The organism is Maribacter sp. IgM3_T14_3 (assembly GCF_049603095.1).
Lineage (GTDB): Bacteria > Bacteroidota > Bacteroidia > Flavobacteriales > Flavobacteriaceae > Maribacter.
Window position 1 is genome coordinate 1,109,650 of record NZ_CP187138.1, and the last position, 18,677, is coordinate 1,128,326.

Below are 18,677 nucleotides of genomic sequence, written 5' to 3' on the forward strand. Positions count from 1 at the left end.
GCCTAGATGAATCCGTTTTTCTTGGCGTGGTCTATAGCTTCAGATGTTTTATTGACCATCAAGAACGGAATATCTTTAAAATCTACAAATAGATTTTCTATTCTCTTCATTCGTTTGGTGTGATTTACACTTCGTAAATAAATGGCTTTTATTCTACCAGGAAATAGTGTGGAAATCTCCTGATAAATATCGCCATCTTTTTCACCACTATCACCGATTAATATGAATTTTAAATCTGGATAGGATTTTAATAAGTTAGATATCTCTTTCTGTTTCTGCGGCTTTTCATCACTCTTCTTCCTCATTTTAAAGCTCGCCATGCTGCGCAATAGAATTGGACCTTTAGGGAAATTATTCGTTTTTAAGAAGAGCTCAAGATATCTGTATAAATTCCACGGACTATGACTTACGTAAAATATTGGGTTTGCTTCATTACCCGTTTTCCCTTGGTGAAGTTTTGTGTAAAAATCAGACGCCCCTTCTAATTGTAAGCGCTTGGTCGCCCTTTTAAACATGGTATTAATAATTACCTTCCATTTTAAAGAAGACACTACTCCTGTATGTAAAATGGTATCATCTATATCACTAATTACTCCAAACTTGGCATTACTACTAGGTATTAACATTTCACCTGGAAAACGATTTTGAAGTAATATCTCTCTATTTAATTTGGTATTCGCAAAAGACAGCTCAAAATTCACCCAGCCCTCTTCATTTGCCAGACTTTGGAGTCCTTCTACATGCTCATCAATTAAATAATAACCATCATTATCGGTTGTACCTTGTACCGTATGACCATTAGAAAACGTAATCTTAACTGGGGAGTTTTTTATTTCATCAGTTTCAAATCGTTTCCAAGTATTCTGCATTAAATTAAAAATACCTTTCTGGTCTAAATCGATATTTTCATCTTCAATAGCCCTACCTCTTACATACAGGCGACTAGTGCTACCGTATGACTGAAAGTTGATGATTTGAAGTTTATCTTTCTTAAAAATACCCATGGGCATAAAATTACGGTCTTTCAGCAACCTTTAAAATTTTTATTTGAATAATTATTGATTTTATCAATCTAGAAATATCTTTTACTAATGTAAATAAAAAATTAAAGTGCTTTCACTCACCCAAAAGCAGCGTTAACTCATTACCCGTTTTACAGCCTTTAGGTTTGCCATAGTTTTAAACAAGTAAATAAATAATAACCCTACTTGTTTATGCAAGTCTAAAATTCAAACATTATGAGACCAAAAAAAAATCCACAGAATGACCTGAATAAAAAGAGCGGAATGTTCTTTGTAGTCGGACTATTATTAGTATTAGGTATGGTATACACCGCCTTAGAATGGAAATCGTTTGAAACAGAAATTGATTACACAGGTATGCTAAATGTTCCTGAAAACGGGATAGAAGAAGATGCACCAATTGTTCAATTTCAAGTTACACCACCACCAAAACCACCAGTTTTACCAACTGAAATTGAAATTATTGAAGATGATGACCCAACTGAAGAAACAGAAGTTATTTCTATTGAAGTAAATACTGAAACCGAGGTTGTAGACGCATCAGATTTTGAGGTTGTAGAAGAAGAGGAAGAGGTGAAAGTTATTTGGTCAACCATTGAAGAAGTTCCTGTATTCCCTGGTTGTGAGAACGAGAAAGATAAAAGAGCTTGTTTTAATGACATGATGCAAAAACATATTATTAAAAACTTTCGTTATCCAGAACTAGCACAAGAAATGAATATTCAAGGTAGAGTGAATACTACGTTCATGATAAATAATGATGGCACTATTGGCACTATTCAAAAAAGGGGGCCGCACGATGTATTAGAAAAAGAAGCGGTAAGAATTTTGTCTAAACTGCCAAAAATGACTCCTGGAAAACAAAGAGGTTCAGCCGTAAAAGTTTCGTTTGCCATACCTATTACATTCAAACTACAATAGTTCTAAAAACAAAAAACCATCAGACTTGCTGATGGTTTTTTTATATTTTAAACACTTTGTGCTTATTTATTAATCTCTACTTTTTCTATAGTTATTTCGGATGCAGTCCCGTTCTTTTGAACTGTAGCTTTTTCAAACTCTTTTAGCTGCGCCTCAACCTCAGCCTTTGTTCCTTTATAAACCTTCTCCTCAGTAACAGATGCACCATTCACTGTAGTAGAATAGGTAACAATAGCTTCCGCTAAATCTGCACTTTCCACATTCATTTCTATAGTAACTTCTTTTGTGTCATTTACCATCGCAAAACCATCTTCTGCATGACCACCTAATATTGGGGCAATTACTAAACCTATCAAGCAAGTCAATTTAATTAAGATGTTCATTGAAGGACCTGAAGTATCTTTAAAAGGATCACCAACCGTATCACCAGTTACAGCTGCCTTATGAGCTTCTGAACCTTTATACGTCATTTCACCATTAATTTCAACCCCTGCTTCAAATGATTTCTTGGCATTATCCCAAGCGCCACCAGCATTGTTCTGGAAGATTGCCCATAACACACCAGACACGGTAACACCAGCCATATAACCACCTAACATTTCTGCAATTGCCAATTTGTTCATTCCGAATAACATTGGAACGAATGCGATTACCAAAGGAAAACCGATAGTCAATAAACCTGGCAACATCATTTCTTTCAAAGAAGCTTGTGTAGAAATAGCTACACATTTGTCATATTCTGGCTTTCCAGTACCTTCCATAATACCAGGAATTTCTTTAAACTGACGTCTAACTTCCTGTACCATTTCCATCGCCGCTTTACCAACAGCATTCATTGCCAATGCAGAGAATACCACTGGCACCATACCACCAACAAATAACATTGCCAATACCGGAGCTTTAAATATATTGATACCATCAATACCCGTGAAAGTTACATAGGCAGCAAATAATGCCAAAGATGTTAATGCTGCTGAAGCAATAGCAAAACCTTTACCTGTAGCTGCGGTTGTGTTACCCACTGAATCTAATATATCTGTTCTTTCTCTTACGATAGGTTCTTGCTCACTCATTTCAGCAATACCACCTGCATTATCAGAAATTGGTCCGAAGGCATCAATCGCCAATTGCATAGCTGTAGTAGCCATCATTGCAGATGCAGCTAAAGCCACACCATAAAATCCTGCAAATGCATAGGATGCCCATATAGCACCTGCGAACAATAAAACTGATGGGAATGTAGAAATCATTCCCGTAGCTAAACCTGCTATAATATTTGTACCTGCACCTGTCGAAGATTGCTGTACAATCTTTAATATTGGAGGTTTCCCTAATCCTGTATAATATTCAGTTACCGAAGAAATAACCGCGCCTACTACTAAACCTACCAAAGTAGCATAGAATACACGCATTGCAGATATTTCTATAAGTCCTTCCCCGAAGAATTCCATTTTCATGGTTTCAGGTAGCATCCACGTAACTAATCCAAAACATGAGATTGCAACCAAAACTATTGATGTCCAGTTACCAATATTTAAAGCTCCCATAACCTCAGCTTCTTTAGCATCGTTGCTTTTTATTTTCACCAACATAGTACCGATGATAGATATAATTATACCTGCACCTGCAATTGCCATTGGCAATAATATAGGACCGATACCACCAAAGTCATCAGAAATACTGCCACCCATATCTTTTATTACATAGTTACCCAAAACCATTGCCGCCAAAACTGTTGCTACATACGAGCCAAACAAATCTGCTCCCATACCTGCAACGTCACCAACGTTATCACCAACATTATCAGCAATTGTAGCCGGGTTTCTTGGGTCATCTTCTGGTATACCTGCTTCTACTTTACCAACTAAATCTGCACCTACATCGGCTGCTTTCGTATAAATACCACCACCTACACGTGCAAACAATGCAATAGATTCAGCACCTAAAGAAAATCCTGCAAGAGTTTCTAAAACAATTGTCATATCCATAGTAGATGTCCAAACACCTCCCATAAAGAATTGAAAGAATGCGATAAAAAATATCGTAAGCCCTAATACCGCCAAACCAGCAACACCAAGTCCCATTACAGTACCACCACCAAAAGAGATTTTCAATGCATTAGGCAAACTTGTTCGTGCTGCCTGTGTAGTCCTTACATTGGTTTTAGTAGCGATTTTCATGCCTATATTACCTGCGTAGGCAGAAAATATAGCGCCGAAGATAAATGCTATTACAATTAGCCAATGTGTTGTTGGCACTACAAAAGAAACGATTGCAAGTAAAACACTTACCACTACTACGAATATGGCCAAAAGCCTATATTCTGCACTTAAGAAGGCAAGGGCGCCCTCATAAATGTAATCTGATATTTCTTTCATTTTCCCATCTCCGGCATGTTGTTTCAATACCCAAGATCTTTTAATGCCCATATAAATTAGGCCTAGTACTGCCATAAGAATTGGCATGTAAATCATCAATGACTCCATTTAATCTGTTGTTAGTTATTCTATTAGTCCGACTAATGTAGTAAAATAGAATAGAATAAAAAAAGCCACTTTTTATTAAAAAAAGTGGCTTAAATAAAGTCAAAAATTATTTATATCATAAAAGTGCGCTTTGCTTTGTGCTCACTCTCATCATATCGCTTGACACATTCGTGGTAGATTTCTATTGCTTTTTCAGCATTACTCCAACCACCTGTATCCACTTTTTTCTCTTCTAAATCTTTATATACCTGAAAGAAATGTTCGATTTCTTTCAATCTATGCGGATTCAAATCACTTATATCATTGTTATTGTTCCAAATTGGATCTGAAACCGGAACACAGATAATTTTCTCATCTGGACCTTTCTCATCCGTCATGTGGAAAACACCTATAGGCTTCACTTCCATTACCGTCATTGGGTAAGTAGGTTCTGTACCCATAACTAAAACATCTAATGGATCTTTATCCAACGCTAAAGTTTCAGGTATGAATCCATAATCACCAGGGTACATCATTGAAGAAAATAACATACGGTCAAAACGAATTTTATGTAAATCAAAATCGTATTCGTACTTGTTTCTGCTTCCTTTCGGAATTTCTATTAAAACATCAAAGGTTAAGCCTTTTGCTGCTGCCATATTAAAAATTGTTTAATTTATAGTTTCTTATGAAACGTTACTAAGTTGTTATAATTGTAAAAAATAATCGAATTAAAAGACAAATCCAAATGTACCGGTGACACCGAACTTTCGTGCATCTGGATTTTCTAAATAATTTCCTCTAAAGTTAAAATCTAATCTAAATACCTTAAAGATATTTCCAATTCCGAAAGAATACTCGTAGTATATTTTATCTGATGGAGCTCTTAATGGCGTATTTACTGTCGCTGGCGCACTTAAGGCAATATTTTCATCAGACAAATCTCCCCAAACCCCTCGAACAGCTACTATTTCTCTTAAATTATATTTCCTTAAAAACGGAATTCTAGAGAAAAATCGACCATTAAAATTATGCTGTAAATGAACTGCCGCATACGTATCGGTTACAAATTCATAAAAATCTAAATTTGGGAATGTACCATAATTAGAAAAAAAGGTTTGGTTACCAGGCACTACACTCAATAGCCCTAACGGCACTTCGCCAAATGTTTTACCAAGCTCAACTGTACTCAACAATCTACCAAAACCACCCAATTGCCAAGGCTGACTATATGAAAACTGAAGCTTGCTATAATCAAAATCGCTATCTAGAACTCCCTTTGTTCCTTTGGTGTAATTTAATAATATAGTACTATACGTATCATTTACCTCTCTACGCTCAACACCAAAACCTATGGTTTTCTTACCTGGCGTATACAATACCAATGCATTAAAATCGAATTGTCGAATTTCTGATGAAACACCTGTAGGAGATTCTGGATCTACATAGTCTAAACTAAAATCGCCTGGCAAGGCAGAACTCAAAGTTCTAAATGTACCACCTACTGATAATTTTACATTGGTTAATGGCTCAACTTCAAAATTAAGCGCACTTAAATTAATATTCGTTAACCGATTATTTGCCCCTACAGTCAATAAGGAAGATGATGCGATACTGCGGCCTAACACGTCATTCGTTGCGGTTAGACTAACACCGAGTTGCTCTATGTCTCTACGGTTACCGCCAGATATGATTAATCTGCTGTTTTTATCAACCAGCATTTTACCTGCTAACCCGTGTTTAAATTTATGATCTTTAAAACCGTATGCCGTATACCCTTCTATTCGCCAAAGGTCATTTTGCCCATAATAGGTTCTTGCCCCCAGTCGAACTCGTGCGCCCTCTGCGGTATTGTATCCGAAGAAATCATAAACAGATCCTAAATCTAAGTTCCATTTATCTACCTCAACATAACCTGATCCTAAAATACTTACGAAATTATAATATGTTTTAAATTTAGGCACCGTTTTAAGGGTGTCGAGCAATTTGTAAATACCCTGCTCGTCTTTATTTAAACTTTCTAACCTGTTCTGTTCCCAAAATTCATCGCTTTTAATGATTTGGGTAACATCTAAAGGATTTCTGTCTTTTTTATAAACATCTCTTGGCTTCACCTTATTGAACTCGTAGTTATCATAAACACTTGTTCGTTTGCCATATAAACCTTTTGATTCTTCTTTTTTATTAAAGCTGAAATCACTCAACATATAATCGCGCTTCAGAAGAAAAACTGAGTCGTTTACCACCTCAAAATCCTGCTCAATGTAGATATCTTTTACCCAGTTGATATTAGCACTTTTGGTAACCTGAAGATTAATATTTTTTACCGCCCAAGTAGAATCATTTACCCAAAAATCTCCTTTGAAGGTCAATTCGTTTTTACGACGTGGGTAGTATACGATATTATAACACCACTTATTATCTATAAAAGCACTGTCTCGAAGTGCATAATTGTATACATCTACTCCAGTTTTTGATAGCGGACTTGTAAAGCTTTTATCAAAGAACTTCAAGTAGTTATTATACACATCGTACTCTTGGTACAAATCTTTTACAAAGGCAATAATAGCTTGATTGTTTTCAAAACCAGAGTTCTTGTTACCAAGTATCTCTTCTTTCTCCTCTTTAATTTTATTATCACCGTAAACTTTTGAAAAAGTTTCGTTTAAGAAAATTGGCAAATAGGTTTTACCCGTAATACGAGAGGTATCTAAATCTTGAAAAACAAATTCCAGTCCTTTAAATATCTTACTTTTAATTAGCGAACTATCAATGGTATTGAGATCGAATTCGACTTTTTCATACTTATCAAACGCATATTGATTAAATTGTCGAACACCGTTTTGCCTCTTTTTCGCCCATATTTTTCTCAATATATCTATCGCAGGGTTATTTTTTTTAGATTGTTTACCCGCAATTAAAACCACTTCGTTCAACTGCTCGGCAGCTTCAATAAGTGTAATTTTTAAATCAAAAGAAACTTTAGAATCTAACCGCAATTCATAATCTGTATACCCTATAAAAGAAATGATTACAGTTGGGTACTCATTTTCAGATTCTATGTAAAACCTACCATCATCATTTGTAATGGTACCTTCTGTAGAATTCTTAAAAAAGACATTCGCAAAAGATACGGGTTCACCTTGTTCATCGATGACAATACCACCAACCTTGGTCTGACCCTGAGCTATGAAAAAACATAGACTTAAGAATGTAAAAAATAATACCCTCATTAAAATTAGTCGTTCAAGATATTTTTGACGCAAATAGCATACCAATAAAAAAAGCTTCTCCAGACTTGGTCGGAGAAGCTAAAGTACTTTACAAAAGTAAATCTTTTATTTGTATAAAACTCTTTTAACAGCCTCAACAACATCTTTATAATTTGGTAACCACTCTTCAAATAGAACAGGAGAATAGGGTGCCGGTGTATCTGCAGTGTTAATTTTAACAATAGGCGCATCTAAATAATCGAATGCATGTGCCTGTACATGGTAGGTGATTTCTGTTGCAACATTTCCAAATGGCCACGCTTCTTCTAAGATTACCAAACGGTTCGTCTTTTTAACCGATTTTAAAACAGCTTCGTAATCTAGTGGTTTTACAGTACGCAAATCGATAATTTCACAGCTAATACCTTCTTTTTCTAATTCATCGGCAGCTTTATCAGCTTCCTTTATAATTTTACCAAAAGAAACAATAGTTACGTCTTTACCTGCTCTACGAATGTCTGCAACACCTAACGGGATAGTGTATTCACCTTCTGGCACTTCACCTTTATCACCATACATTTGCTCAGACTCCATAAATATTACAGGATCATTATCGCGTATTGCAGCTTTCAATAACCCTTTTGCATCTGCCGGGTTAGATGGAACAACTACTTTCAACCCCGGACAGTTAGCGTACCAACTCTCAAAAGCTTGTGAATGCGTTGCAGCCAATTGACCTGCAGAACCTGTAGGACCTCTAAATACTATAGGACAAGGAAATTGCCCACCTGACATTTGTCTGATCTTCGCAGCGTTATTAATAATTTGATCAATACCTACCAACGCAAAGTTGAAGGTCATGAATTCTATAATAGGTCTATTGCCCGTCATAGTAGAACCAACTCCTATACCAGCAAAACCAAGTTCGGAAATCGGAGTATCAATAACCCTTTTAGGACCAAATTCGTCCAACATACCTTTGGAAGCTTTATAAGCGCCATTGTATTCAGCTACCTCTTCACCCATCAAATAGATAGATTCATCCCTCCTCATTTCTTCGGACATGGCCTCGGCTATTGCTTGCCTAAATTGTAGTGTTTTCATGTATGGTAAATATTATTCTTTGTTATATGCTAGAAAGCAAGCAAAAATAGGAAATATAATATCAAAAAATAGAATGACATATTTAAAAAAAGTTATAAAATTTACTATGCATGCATAGTAAATTAGGATTTAAATAGCTATCTTCGTCACCATTGATATAAAGTTTTTTAAACATGAAGATATTAGTTTGCATAAGTAATGTTCCAGACACTACGTCTAAGATAAATTTCACAGATGGCGATACAAAATTCGACACTAACGGTGTACAGTTTGTAATTAATCCGAATGATGAATTTGGATTGACCAGAGCTATGTGGTTTAAAGAAAAACAAGGTTCTACAGTACATATAGCTACTGTTGGCGGCCCAAACGTTGAACCAACAATGCGTAAGGCTCTTGCCATTGGCGCAGATGAAGCTTTCAGGGTAAACGCAGAACCTACCGACGGATTTTTCGTTGCACAACAACTTGCAGAAGTTGTTAAGAACGGAGGTTACGATTTGGTTATAGGCGGTAGAGAATCTATTGATTATAATGGCGGTATGGTACCAGGTATTTTAGCTTCTTTAACGAATATGAATTTCATCAATTCTTGTATAAACCTTGAAATTGACGGAAACAACGTTACCGCAATTAGAGAAATCGATGGTGGGAAAGAAAAATTAAGCAGCTCATTACCTTTAGTAGTAGGCGGCCAAAAAGGTCTTGTTGAAGAAAGTGATCTTCGTATTCCTAACATGCGAGGTATTATGATGGCAAGAAAGAAAACACTTTCTGTTCTTGAACCGGTTGATGGTCTTAAAGCAACAGAAGATAAAAAATTCGACAAACCTGCTGCAAAAGGTCAAGTTAAACTTGCCGATAGTGTAGATCAATTAATTGACCTACTACACAACGAAGCAAAAGTCATTTAATAACCTATTTATTAGGTAATCATTAAAAATAAAAAAGATGTCAGTTTTAGTATATACAGAATCAGAAAAAGGGAAATTTAAAAAGAATGCATTTGAGGTTGCCTCATATGCCTCTGCAGTTGCCAAAATGATGGGTACAACTGTTACAGCAATCGCTTTCAATACTACCGAGGGTGAATCTCTTGGCGAATACGGAGTTTCTAAAGTAATGAACGTTAAAGACGGCTCGTTAGAAACTTTTAACGCAGGTGCTTTTGCAGCATCTATTGCTGAAGCGGTTAAAAGTACAGATGCAAAAGTGGTGATACTTAGCTCAAGTACCGATACAAAATATTTAGCTCCTTTATTAGTTGCCAAACTATCTGCTGGCTACGCACCAAATGTAGTTCAAGCGCCAGACAGTACTTCTCCATTTATGGTTAAAAGAACTGCTTTTAGTAATAAAGGTTTTGCACACACTCAAATAGATACAGATATCAAAATCGTAGGTGTATCTAACAATGCTTTTGGTGCCCATGAAAACAAGACAGCTATTTCTGTTGAAGAAATAAGCGGCGCTACCGATGCTGCTACGAATGATACCAAATCTGTTGAAATAGATAAAGTTTTAGGTAAAGCGACGATAGCCGATGCCGATATTGTAGTTTCTGCAGGAAGAGGAATGAAAGGACCAGAAAACTGGGGAATGATAGAAGAACTTGCCGATATTTTGGGTGCTGCAACAGCTTGCTCTAAACCGGTTTCTGACCTTGGCTGGAGACCTCACGGCGAACATGTTGGGCAAACGGGAAAGCCCGTTGCTAGTAACCTTTACATTGCCATCGGTATTTCTGGAGCGATACAACATTTAGCAGGTGTAAGTGCTTCTAAAACAAAAGTTGTGATCAATAATGACCCTGAAGCACCTTTCTTTAAAGCTGCTGATTACGGTATAGTTGGAGACGCCTTTGAAGTAGTTCCACAATTGATTGAAAAATTAAAGGATTTTAAAGCACAAAACGGGTAATTTTTTGTTATTTTGTGCCCCTTAAAGGGCTGTTCGTATAGTTGGAGCCCCAAGTATTCGAACAGCCTTTTTTAGTTGAAAATCTATGAGTCTAGTACGATTAAAAATAAAAGGAATCTCTTACAGCCAAACTCAGAACGGGGCATATGCCCTTATCTTGAATGAGGTTGAAGGCGACAGAAAGTTACCAATTGTTATTGGCGCTTTTGAAGCACAATCTATTGCAATCGCTTTAGAAAAAGAGATTAAACCACCAAGACCACTTACACACGATCTTTTTAAAAACTTCTCTGATAGGTTTGATATCGTGATCAAACAGGTAATCATACACAAACTCGTTGATGGTGTATTTTACTCGAGCATTATTTGCGAAAGAGATGGTATCGAAGAAATCATAGATGCCAGAACGAGTGATGCTATTGCCTTAGCATTGCGTTTCAACGCTCCTATTTTTACCTATAAGACCATATTGGACAAAGCGGGTATTTTTTTGAAATTCTCTTCTAAAGAGAAAGATAAAAAAGACAACGATGACAGTATCATGGTCGATGAAATTTTGCAAGAAGGTGAAACTATAGAAATAGAATCTGGTGCTAGCGATGGCTACACAGAACTTACAATAGATGAATTGGAAGCAGAATTAAAAAAGGCAGTCACCAACGAAGACTACGAAAAGGCGGCAAAACTAAGAGATGAAATCTCTAAACGTAATTGATTAAATAGATTTGCATGAAGAATTGGGGTTGGGTTGTGTTTATATGTGTTATTTTTTCGTTTTCTGCTTTTTCTCAAGATGTTGGTATTCAAGATAGCTTATCTACTTTAACACAAGATAATATTGTTAAAGATATTTCCAAACCTATAGATCAAATAGTTCCTGTTGAAGGGTTTTCCATTCACAGTTTATGGAGAGGAATTTTAGGGATGGCTGTTTTAATATTTATTTCTTATTTATTTAGCTCTAATAGAAAAGCAATTAATTGGAAAACAGCTGGTATTGGTCTTTCAATACAACTTATAATTGCTATTGGTGTATTAAAAGTAAGTTGGGTTGAGAAAATTTTTGAATCTATAGGAAAAGTATTTGTTAAGATATTAGAATTTACAACCAAAGGAAGTGAGTTTATTTTCAAAGGCCTTGTTTCGGACATGGATACATTTGGCTACATATTTGCTTTTCAGGTATTACCAACAATCATTTTCTTTTCGGCTCTAACTTCTGTATTATTTTACTTAGGTATAATTCAAAAAGTAGTCAAAGTCCTTGCTTGGCTTCTATCAAAATCTTTAGGTATTTCAGGTGCTGAGAGTTTAAGTATTGCTGGCAATATATTTTTAGGGCAAACAGAAGCTCCATTATTGATTAAGCCATATTTAGAGAAAATGACTAAGTCTGAGATTCTATTGGTAATGATTGGAGGTATGGCCACATTAGCTGGTGCTGTACTTGCAGCATATATAGGATTTTTAGGTGGAGATGATCCCGTATTACGTTTAATCTTTGCTAAACACCTTTTAGCTGCATCCGTAATGGCTGCTCCCGGAGCCATAGTAATATCAAAAATACTATACCCGCAGACCGAAGAAATAGACACAAATGTAGAAGTATCTACTGAAAAAATAGGCGCAAACATATTAGATGCAATTGCCAACGGAACAACAGAAGGTTTAAAATTAGCGGTTAATGTAGGGGCAATGCTATTAGTATTTGTTGCATTTATAGCTATGATTAACGGTATATTCGAATTTACAGGAGATTTAACAGGATTAAATCAATGGGTAGCAAACAATACTAGTTTTGAAAGGTTTTCCTTAGAAGCAATTCTAGGAACCATATTCGCTCCATTAATGTGGATAATAGGAGTTGCAAATGAAGATATTATGCTCATGGGCCAATTACTTGGCATTAAACTTGTTGCCAGTGAATTTGTTGGATACACTCAACTTATAGAGCTAAAAGATATGGCAAGTGCTGCACACTTGACCTATAATAAATCGGTAATAATGGCAACGTTTATGTTATGCGGTTTTGCAAACTTTGCTTCTATTGGTATACAAATTGGAGGTATTGGATCTCTTGCTCCAGGCCAAAGAAAAACGTTATCTGAATTCGGAATGAAAGCTGTTCTTGGTGGTTCTTTAGCATCATTACTTTCTGCAACTATTGCAGGTATGATTTTAGGATAACTTACATTTTTCAACTTTAATTTAGTTAATAAGATCTTCATAACCCATACTTTAAATTCCACTCAAAAATTCATCTAAATAGTATTTTTGCAATACGTCGATGCAATTTGGCGTATACATAATTCTATTGCTATGAAACAATACCACGACCTTTTAAAACATGTTCTTAATGAAGGAAACCAAAAAGGCGACCGTACAGGAACCGGAACTAAAAGTGTTTTTGGGTATCAGATGCGTTTTGACCTCAGCGAAGGTTTCCCTATGGTTACTACCAAAAAGCTACATTTAAAATCTATTGTTTATGAACTACTTTGGTTTTTAAAAGGCGATACCAACATCAAGTATTTACAAGAAAACGGTGTTCGTATTTGGAACGAATGGGCTGATGAAAACGGAGATTTAGGTCCGGTTTATGGTCATCAATGGCGTAACTGGAACGATGATGAAATTGATCAGATCAAAGAAGTAGTTCATTCTTTAAAAACCAATCCTAATAGCCGAAGAATGCTAGTGTCTGCTTGGAACCCTAGCGTATTACCAGATACTTCTAAATCCTTTTCTGAGAATGTTTCTAACGGCAAAGCTGCTTTGCCTCCTTGCCATGCATTCTTTCAGTTTTATGTTGCAGACGGCAAATTATCTTGCCAATTGTACCAACGTAGTGCAGATATCTTCTTAGGCGTACCATTCAATATTGCATCTTACGCATTGTTCACCATGATGATGGCTCAAGTTTGTGGTTATGAAGCCGGCGATTTTATTCATACTTTCGGTGATGCCCATATTTACAATAATCATATGGAACAGGTTGAATTGCAATTAAGTAGAGAGCCTAGAGCATTGCCTAAAATGAAAATGAATCCGGAAGTGAAAGATATTTTTGATTTCAAATTTGAAGATTTTGAATTGGTAGATTATAATCCGCATCCTCATATAAAAGGAAAAGTAGCTATTTAAACTATGAAAATAAAAGCATCAATTTTACTAATCGTTTGTACTTTCATTTCAATGAATTGTTTTTCTCAAGACGATTCCATTTACTTTCCACAAGAAGAAATAATAATTGATGAGTGTGCAGATACTTTAGATAAAAATGATTGCTTAAGTCTTAAAATTGAAAATGAAGTTCTTGATGTAATAGAAGATTTATTCAAAAAGAGAAATCAGAAAATCGATACTTTAAAAACTTGTGTCATTTTTAGTCTAAATGACTTTAATCAAATTAATGAGGAAAGAATTTATACTTCTGTAAATAATAAAAAACTTAATAAAATATTCTCTAAAGAACTCAATCAAAGAATTGCTGAATTACATGTTTTAAGAGTCAACAATAAAAAAACCTATAAAGAATAGACCTAAATACGTCTTGAAATACGATTACCTTACAAACGATAATCTATTAAAAAAAATTCCTCTAGATAGTAGTTCTATTTTCAAAGGTGGTGTTATTGAAGAAGTGCCTTTATTTCCAAATCAGCCAAGGGTAAATGATTTAACAGATAGAAAAACTTTTAATACCCTAATGCAACTTCATATTGGTTCTAACTTTGTTTATCCAAAAGAAGCTATTGCAAAAAATATCAGTGGCAGAGTAAGTATAATGTTCACTATTGACAAAAAAGGCAATGTTGGTGACATTAAAACAAAAGGTCCTGCACCAATTTTAGAAAACGAAGCTCGAAGAATTAGACACTATCCCATTAACTGTGTAAGTTAAAAATAACAGGGGTTGGACTTTTATCTAAAGTCTGACCCTTTTTTCATAGATCGTCAGGAACTGATTTAGGATTATGCCCCAGTTCCTTACAGGCATCGACCACTTTTTGGTGGCCTCCCTTACCGCCAAATATACGGATTTCATCACGGCATCGTCCGTCGGGAAGGACAGCTTGTTCTTGGTGTACTTCCTGATCTTGCCGTTCAGGTTCTCGATAAGGTTGGTGGTATAGATTATTTTCCTGATCTCGATGGGGAACTCGAAGAACACGGTAAGCTCGTCCCAGTTGTCCCTCCAGCTTTTGACGGCATAGGAGTACTTCCCTTCCCATTTGTCCGCAAAGTCCTTTAGGGCGGCCTTCGCCGCAGCTTGTGTAGGTGCGTTGTAGATAAGTTTCATATCTGTTGTAAAGGCTTTTTTGTCCTTCCAGACAACGTACCTACAGGCATTCCTTATTTGATGCACCACACATATCTGGGTCTTGGATTCGGGGAACACGTTCTTGATGGTCTGGGTGAACCCGTTCAGATTATCGGTTGCGGTTATCAGGATGTCCTCGGTGCCACGGGCGCGTATATCGGTCAGTACGCTCATCCAAAAAGCGGCGGACTCGTTCTTGCCCAACCAAAGCCCAAGGACCTCTTTCTTACCGTCCCTGCGCAATCCTACCGCGATATAGACCGTTTTGTTGATGACCTTCGAGTTCTCGCGTACCTTGAACACGATCCCGTCCATCCAGACGATAAGGTATATCGGTTCCAATGGCCTGTTCTGCCAAGCGACGATGTCCCCGGAGATCTTGTCGGTTATCCTCGATATGGTGGATGTGGAGATATCGAAGTTGTAGACCTCCCGTATCTGCTCTTCGATATCGCTGTTGCTCATTCCCTTGGCATAGAGCGATACGATCACGTTCTCGATACCGTCGACCATATTACCGCGCTTGGGCACGATCATGGGGTTGAAACTGGCATCCCTGTCCCTTGGCACCGCGATCCTTGATTCCCCGAAGGAGGTACGGACTTTTTTGGTCGAATGGCCGTTACGTGTGTTCCCGTTCCTGGCCTTTCCATGTTTGTCATAATCGAGGTGGCCGTCAAGCTCGCCTTCCAGCATCTTCTCGATACCACGTTTTTGGAGTTCTTTCAGAAAACCGTTCAGCTCGTCACCGGTCTTGAACTGTTTTAAGAACTCATCGTTGAATAATTCCTCTTTCTTCATAATGGTGTGAAAATTTAAAGTTAAAAAAATAGCGGGGGCATGCCCCCGCTATTTTTTTATTTACACACTTTATGAGATAGTCCTAAGAATTATTTCATTACTGCCAAAATTTCAAATAGGAACCCAAAATGGTGTACCTAAAAAGGTACCATACTCCATTCCTATTAACTTCAAGCTTTAATAGTATCAATTTCTTAATTTATCAGGTTAAACTCAATTCGTCATTTTTATTTAACTTTCCATAAAAATTGTTTTCATGGTTAGTACTGATACGTTCTTAGATTTCTTTTTAGAAACCAGAGAGCATACCGAGGCTATTTGCAAGCCTCTAGAAATTGAAGATTATGTGGTACAACCTATCATTGACGTCTCTCCACCAAAATGGCATCTAGGTCATACGACTTGGTTTTTTGAGGAATTTATTCTTAAAACATATGTTAAATCTTATACGGTTTTTGATGAAGATTTCTCGTTCGTATTTAATAGTTATTACGAAACAGTAGGTAAACGCGTTGTGCGTGCCGATCGTGGTAATCTGTCTAGACCTTCTGTAAAAAAGGTTTATGAATACAGACAGTATGTAACCCAAGCAGTGAAGAGGCTGTTAGAATCTAATGAAGACGAAACATTATTAGCCGTTCTTGAAATCGGTATACATCACGAAAAGCAACATCAAGAATTACTACTTACAGATATTAAATATATTCTCGGGAACAACCCGCTATTACCTAAATACTCAGACTATTTCAAAGAATTTACTATTGAGAAAGAAGCTCAAAGCTGGATTTCTATGAGCGAAGGTATTTATGAAATAGGTCATAATTCTACTGACTTCTGTTTTGACAATGAATTAGGTAGACACAAAGTTTATCTACATGATTATCAAATTTCAAATAAACTCGTTACTAACGCCGAATATATTGAATTCATAAAGGCAGACGAGTATAAACGTTTCGACCTTTGGCATGCGGCTGGATGGGATTGGGTGCAGCAATACCAAATAACATCACCATTATATTGGCATGAGATTGATGGAATCTGGCATTATTACACCCTTAACGGATTGACTGAAGTTGATTTAGACGCACCTGTTACCCATATTTCTTATTTTGAATCGTTTGCCTTTGCCCAATATAAAGGTTGCAGATTACCTACTGAATTTGAGTGGGAAGCAGCACAAAACCAATTTAATTGGGGACAACGTTGGGAATGGACAGAAAGCGCATATCTACCCTACCCCAACTATAAAAAAGTTGATGGTGCTCTAGGCGAATACAACGGTAAGTTTATGGTGAACCAAAAAGTACTTAGGGGCAGTTCTATTGCAACCCCGAACAAACATGCAAGACATACATACCGCAATTTTTTTCCAACTGATTTAAAATGGCAGTTTACAGGTATAAGGTTAGCTAAATAAATACGACAGATTACGCATGCAAGACACAAAGACGACAATTACCAGTATAAGTGATTTTGAAAAAGAAGTTTCCCAAGGCTTGACAGATAACCCCAAGCACTTATCTTCAATGTATTTTTACGACAAAAAAGGAGATAAGCTTTTTCAAGATATTATGGCTATGCCAACGTATTATCTTACCGATTCGGAATATGAAATTCTTGAGAACAATAAAGAAGAAATCTCAAATTTGTTTACCGGTTTTGGGTCATTCGACTTAATTGAACTTGGTGCTGGAGATGGAAAAAAGACTAAAATTCTATTAAAAGAATTCAGCGACCAGAAAATCGATTTTACTTACGTACCCATTGATATTAGCGACAATGCATTAAATCTACTACAGAATTCTATTGAGAAAGAATTACCAGAAGTAAAAGTTCAGCCTTTTAAAGGGACATATTTTGAAGCGCTTAAAGAAATAAACAGTCGAGAGAATAGAAAAATTATTTTGTTTTTAGGTTCTAATATTGGCAACTTAGCGCATGAGCAGGCGGTTGTCTTCATGAACAAGATACAACAGCTAATGCAACCTGAAGATTTACTGTTTATGGGGTTTGATCAAAAGAAAAATCCGCAAACGATATTAGATGCCTATAATGACAAAGAAGGCATTACAGCTGCGTTCAATAAAAATGTTCTTGCAAGAATAAACACAGAATTAAATGCAAATTTTGAATTAGATCAGTTTTTACATTGGGAGGTGTATAACCCCGAAACAGGCACTGCAAAGAGCTATTTAGTTTCGAAAATTGAACAAACCGTACAAATTGAAAATTTAGAATTGACAGTAGATTTTAAGCAATGGGAAACTATACACACCGAAATTTCACAAAAATATGATGATGAAATAATTACTTGGCTTGCGAAAGAATCTGGTTTAAAAATGACCACTTCTTATGAATCAACAGCATATGGTTATAAAAACTATGTCTTTAAAAAAGCTTAGTTTAAACTTTTAAAAAGAAAAAAAAGCCTGCTATATCAAATAGCAGGCTTTCTATATTTTAGTACTATTTCTTTTTTACAATTCTAATACAGCATTCTCAGAACCAGCGAAATCATTCCATTGGTAACGATCTGCCTCGCCATCGTTTACATATTCTCCATCAACGATGTATTTGAATTCAAATGAATTCTCTTTTGGAAGATCAAAAGTTCCTGTAAAAGAACCATTCTTTTGTTTCTTCAATGCGCTCTTTTTTGCGTTCCAGTTATTGAAATCGCCTACAACAGCTACTTTTTTTGCATCGTCTGTAGGTACTGTAAAAGTAACCTTACATACTGGCTTAGTTTTTAAATATTTTTTTGCAATTGCCATGATATTAAATTTAATATTTAAAGCAAAACTAGTACAATAAAATACTCATTTACAACACTTAAGAGATTTTTGTCAAATCCTTAATATTTAGGCTTTTTATAGATATACAACGGAATTTAATCCTACAAAATTAC

Annotated in this window: 17 protein-coding genes; 10 read left to right on the top strand and 7 right to left on the bottom strand. The window is 36.1% G+C overall.

Going from position 1 to position 18,677, the window contains the following annotated elements; translation table 11 throughout:
- Nucleotides 1–2 precede the first annotated feature (2 nt).
- Nucleotides 3–1,031 (bottom strand): App1 family protein, encoded by a 1,029-nt coding sequence (locus ACPF9A_RS05100; RefSeq protein ID WP_424002256.1) that lies wholly within the window; start codon nucleotides 1,029–1,031, stop codon nucleotides 3–5.
- 207 nt (nucleotides 1,032–1,238) lie between these two features.
- Here ACPF9A_RS05100 and ACPF9A_RS05105 point away from each other — a divergent pair, with 207 nt between their 5' ends.
- Nucleotides 1,239–1,943 carry an energy transducer TonB gene (locus ACPF9A_RS05105; RefSeq protein ID WP_424002258.1) on the top strand — a complete coding sequence of 235 codons (705 nt, stop codon included), beginning with the start codon at nucleotides 1,239–1,241 and terminating at the stop codon, nucleotides 1,941–1,943.
- A 62-nt stretch (nucleotides 1,944–2,005) separates the two neighbouring features.
- On the opposite strand, the gene ACPF9A_RS05110 is transcribed toward ACPF9A_RS05105, so the two are convergent.
- From ACPF9A_RS05110 to ACPF9A_RS05125, 4 genes are all read right to left on the bottom strand, one after another.
- Complete coding sequence (locus ACPF9A_RS05110; RefSeq protein WP_424002260.1) at nucleotides 2,006–4,429, bottom strand: sodium-translocating pyrophosphatase; 2,424 nt, start codon at nucleotides 4,427–4,429, stop codon at nucleotides 2,006–2,008.
- Nucleotides 4,430–4,539: 110 nt separating this feature from the next.
- Nucleotides 4,540–5,067: an inorganic diphosphatase gene (locus ACPF9A_RS05115; protein ID WP_424002262.1), complete on the bottom strand. Its 528-nt coding sequence runs from the start codon at nucleotides 5,065–5,067 to the stop codon at nucleotides 4,540–4,542.
- 72 nt (nucleotides 5,068–5,139) lie between these two features.
- The gene (locus ACPF9A_RS05120) at nucleotides 5,140–7,641 is read right to left on the bottom strand and encodes a DUF5686 family protein (protein ID WP_424002264.1); all 2,502 of its coding nucleotides are present in this window, start codon (nucleotides 7,639–7,641) and stop codon (nucleotides 5,140–5,142) included.
- A gap of 105 nt (nucleotides 7,642–7,746) precedes the next feature.
- Complete coding sequence (locus ACPF9A_RS05125) at nucleotides 7,747–8,724, bottom strand: pyruvate dehydrogenase complex E1 component subunit beta (protein WP_424002266.1); 978 nt, start codon at nucleotides 8,722–8,724, stop codon at nucleotides 7,747–7,749.
- Between the two features lie 173 nt (nucleotides 8,725–8,897).
- Here ACPF9A_RS05125 and ACPF9A_RS05130 point away from each other — a divergent pair, with 173 nt between their 5' ends.
- From ACPF9A_RS05130 to ACPF9A_RS05160, 7 genes are all read left to right on the top strand, one after another.
- Nucleotides 8,898–9,638 (top strand): electron transfer flavoprotein subunit beta/FixA family protein, encoded by a 741-nt coding sequence (locus ACPF9A_RS05130; RefSeq protein WP_424002268.1) that lies wholly within the window; start codon nucleotides 8,898–8,900, stop codon nucleotides 9,636–9,638.
- Between the two features lie 37 nt (nucleotides 9,639–9,675).
- Nucleotides 9,676–10,644 (top strand): electron transfer flavoprotein subunit alpha/FixB family protein, encoded by a 969-nt coding sequence (locus ACPF9A_RS05135; protein ID WP_424002270.1) that lies wholly within the window; start codon nucleotides 9,676–9,678, stop codon nucleotides 10,642–10,644.
- Between the two features lie 85 nt (nucleotides 10,645–10,729).
- The gene (locus ACPF9A_RS05140; protein ID WP_133688910.1) at nucleotides 10,730–11,359 is read left to right on the top strand and encodes a bifunctional nuclease family protein; all 630 of its coding nucleotides are present in this window, start codon (nucleotides 10,730–10,732) and stop codon (nucleotides 11,357–11,359) included.
- A 14-nt stretch (nucleotides 11,360–11,373) separates the two neighbouring features.
- Nucleotides 11,374–12,831, top strand: a complete 1,458-nt coding sequence (locus ACPF9A_RS05145; RefSeq protein WP_424002272.1) for a NupC/NupG family nucleoside CNT transporter — start codon at nucleotides 11,374–11,376, stop codon at nucleotides 12,829–12,831.
- A 132-nt stretch (nucleotides 12,832–12,963) separates the two neighbouring features.
- Nucleotides 12,964–13,788, top strand: a complete 825-nt coding sequence (locus ACPF9A_RS05150; RefSeq protein ID WP_282076087.1) for a thymidylate synthase — start codon at nucleotides 12,964–12,966, stop codon at nucleotides 13,786–13,788.
- Nucleotides 13,789–13,791: 3 nt separating this feature from the next.
- The gene (locus tag ACPF9A_RS05155) at nucleotides 13,792–14,184 is read left to right on the top strand and encodes a hypothetical protein (RefSeq protein WP_424002275.1); all 393 of its coding nucleotides are present in this window, start codon (nucleotides 13,792–13,794) and stop codon (nucleotides 14,182–14,184) included.
- A 13-nt stretch (nucleotides 14,185–14,197) separates the two neighbouring features.
- Nucleotides 14,198–14,548 carry an energy transducer TonB gene (locus tag ACPF9A_RS05160; protein WP_424002277.1) on the top strand — a complete coding sequence of 117 codons (351 nt, stop codon included), beginning with the start codon at nucleotides 14,198–14,200 and terminating at the stop codon, nucleotides 14,546–14,548.
- A 24-nt stretch (nucleotides 14,549–14,572) separates the two neighbouring features.
- On the opposite strand, the gene ACPF9A_RS05165 is transcribed toward ACPF9A_RS05160, so the two are convergent.
- Nucleotides 14,573–15,769, bottom strand: coding sequence for an IS256 family transposase (locus tag ACPF9A_RS05165; RefSeq protein ID WP_423997793.1), 1,197 nt, complete (start codon nucleotides 15,767–15,769; stop codon nucleotides 14,573–14,575).
- A gap of 256 nt (nucleotides 15,770–16,025) precedes the next feature.
- Here ACPF9A_RS05165 and egtB point away from each other — a divergent pair, with 256 nt between their 5' ends.
- Together egtB and ACPF9A_RS05175 are read left to right on the top strand one after the other, a co-directional pair.
- Nucleotides 16,026–17,186, top strand: a complete 1,161-nt coding sequence (gene egtB, locus ACPF9A_RS05170; RefSeq protein WP_424002279.1) for an ergothioneine biosynthesis protein EgtB — start codon at nucleotides 16,026–16,028, stop codon at nucleotides 17,184–17,186.
- A 16-nt stretch (nucleotides 17,187–17,202) separates the two neighbouring features.
- Nucleotides 17,203–18,171, top strand: coding sequence for an L-histidine N(alpha)-methyltransferase (locus tag ACPF9A_RS05175; protein ID WP_424002281.1), 969 nt, complete (start codon nucleotides 17,203–17,205; stop codon nucleotides 18,169–18,171).
- A 75-nt stretch (nucleotides 18,172–18,246) separates the two neighbouring features.
- On the opposite strand, the gene ACPF9A_RS05180 is transcribed toward ACPF9A_RS05175, so the two are convergent.
- Nucleotides 18,247–18,543 (bottom strand): isoamylase early set domain-containing protein, encoded by a 297-nt coding sequence (locus tag ACPF9A_RS05180; protein ID WP_424002283.1) that lies wholly within the window; start codon nucleotides 18,541–18,543, stop codon nucleotides 18,247–18,249.
- Nucleotides 18,544–18,677: the final 134 nt, after the last annotated feature.

Excerpts from the sequence above, each read along its gene's own strand:
- ACPF9A_RS05105 (WP_424002258.1), top strand. The coding sequence starts at position 1,239 with ATGAGACCAAAAAAAAATCCACAGAATGACCTGAATAAAAAGAGCGGA.
- ACPF9A_RS05110 (WP_424002260.1), bottom strand. The coding sequence starts at position 4,429 with ATGGAGTCATTGATGATTTACATGCCAATTCTTATGGCAGTACTAGGC.
- ACPF9A_RS05115 (WP_424002262.1), bottom strand. The coding sequence starts at position 5,067 with ATGGCAGCAGCAAAAGGCTTAACCTTTGATGTTTTAATAGAAATTCCG.
- ACPF9A_RS05120 (WP_424002264.1), bottom strand. The coding sequence starts at position 7,641 with ATGAGGGTATTATTTTTTACATTCTTAAGTCTATGTTTTTTCATAGCT.
- ACPF9A_RS05125 (WP_424002266.1), bottom strand. The coding sequence starts at position 8,724 with ATGAAAACACTACAATTTAGGCAAGCAATAGCCGAGGCCATGTCCGAA.
- ACPF9A_RS05130 (WP_424002268.1), top strand. The coding sequence starts at position 8,898 with ATGAAGATATTAGTTTGCATAAGTAATGTTCCAGACACTACGTCTAAG.
- ACPF9A_RS05135 (WP_424002270.1), top strand. The coding sequence starts at position 9,676 with ATGTCAGTTTTAGTATATACAGAATCAGAAAAAGGGAAATTTAAAAAG.
- ACPF9A_RS05140 (WP_133688910.1), top strand. The coding sequence starts at position 10,730 with ATGAGTCTAGTACGATTAAAAATAAAAGGAATCTCTTACAGCCAAACT.
- ACPF9A_RS05145 (WP_424002272.1), top strand. The coding sequence starts at position 11,374 with ATGAAGAATTGGGGTTGGGTTGTGTTTATATGTGTTATTTTTTCGTTT.
- ACPF9A_RS05150 (WP_282076087.1), top strand. The coding sequence starts at position 12,964 with ATGAAACAATACCACGACCTTTTAAAACATGTTCTTAATGAAGGAAAC.
- ACPF9A_RS05155 (WP_424002275.1), top strand. The coding sequence starts at position 13,792 with ATGAAAATAAAAGCATCAATTTTACTAATCGTTTGTACTTTCATTTCA.
- ACPF9A_RS05165 (WP_423997793.1), bottom strand. The coding sequence starts at position 15,769 with ATGAAGAAAGAGGAATTATTCAACGATGAGTTCTTAAAACAGTTCAAG.
- egtB (WP_424002279.1), top strand. The coding sequence starts at position 16,026 with ATGGTTAGTACTGATACGTTCTTAGATTTCTTTTTAGAAACCAGAGAG.
- ACPF9A_RS05175 (WP_424002281.1), top strand. The coding sequence starts at position 17,203 with ATGCAAGACACAAAGACGACAATTACCAGTATAAGTGATTTTGAAAAA.
- ACPF9A_RS05180 (WP_424002283.1), bottom strand. The coding sequence starts at position 18,543 with ATGGCAATTGCAAAAAAATATTTAAAAACTAAGCCAGTATGTAAGGTT.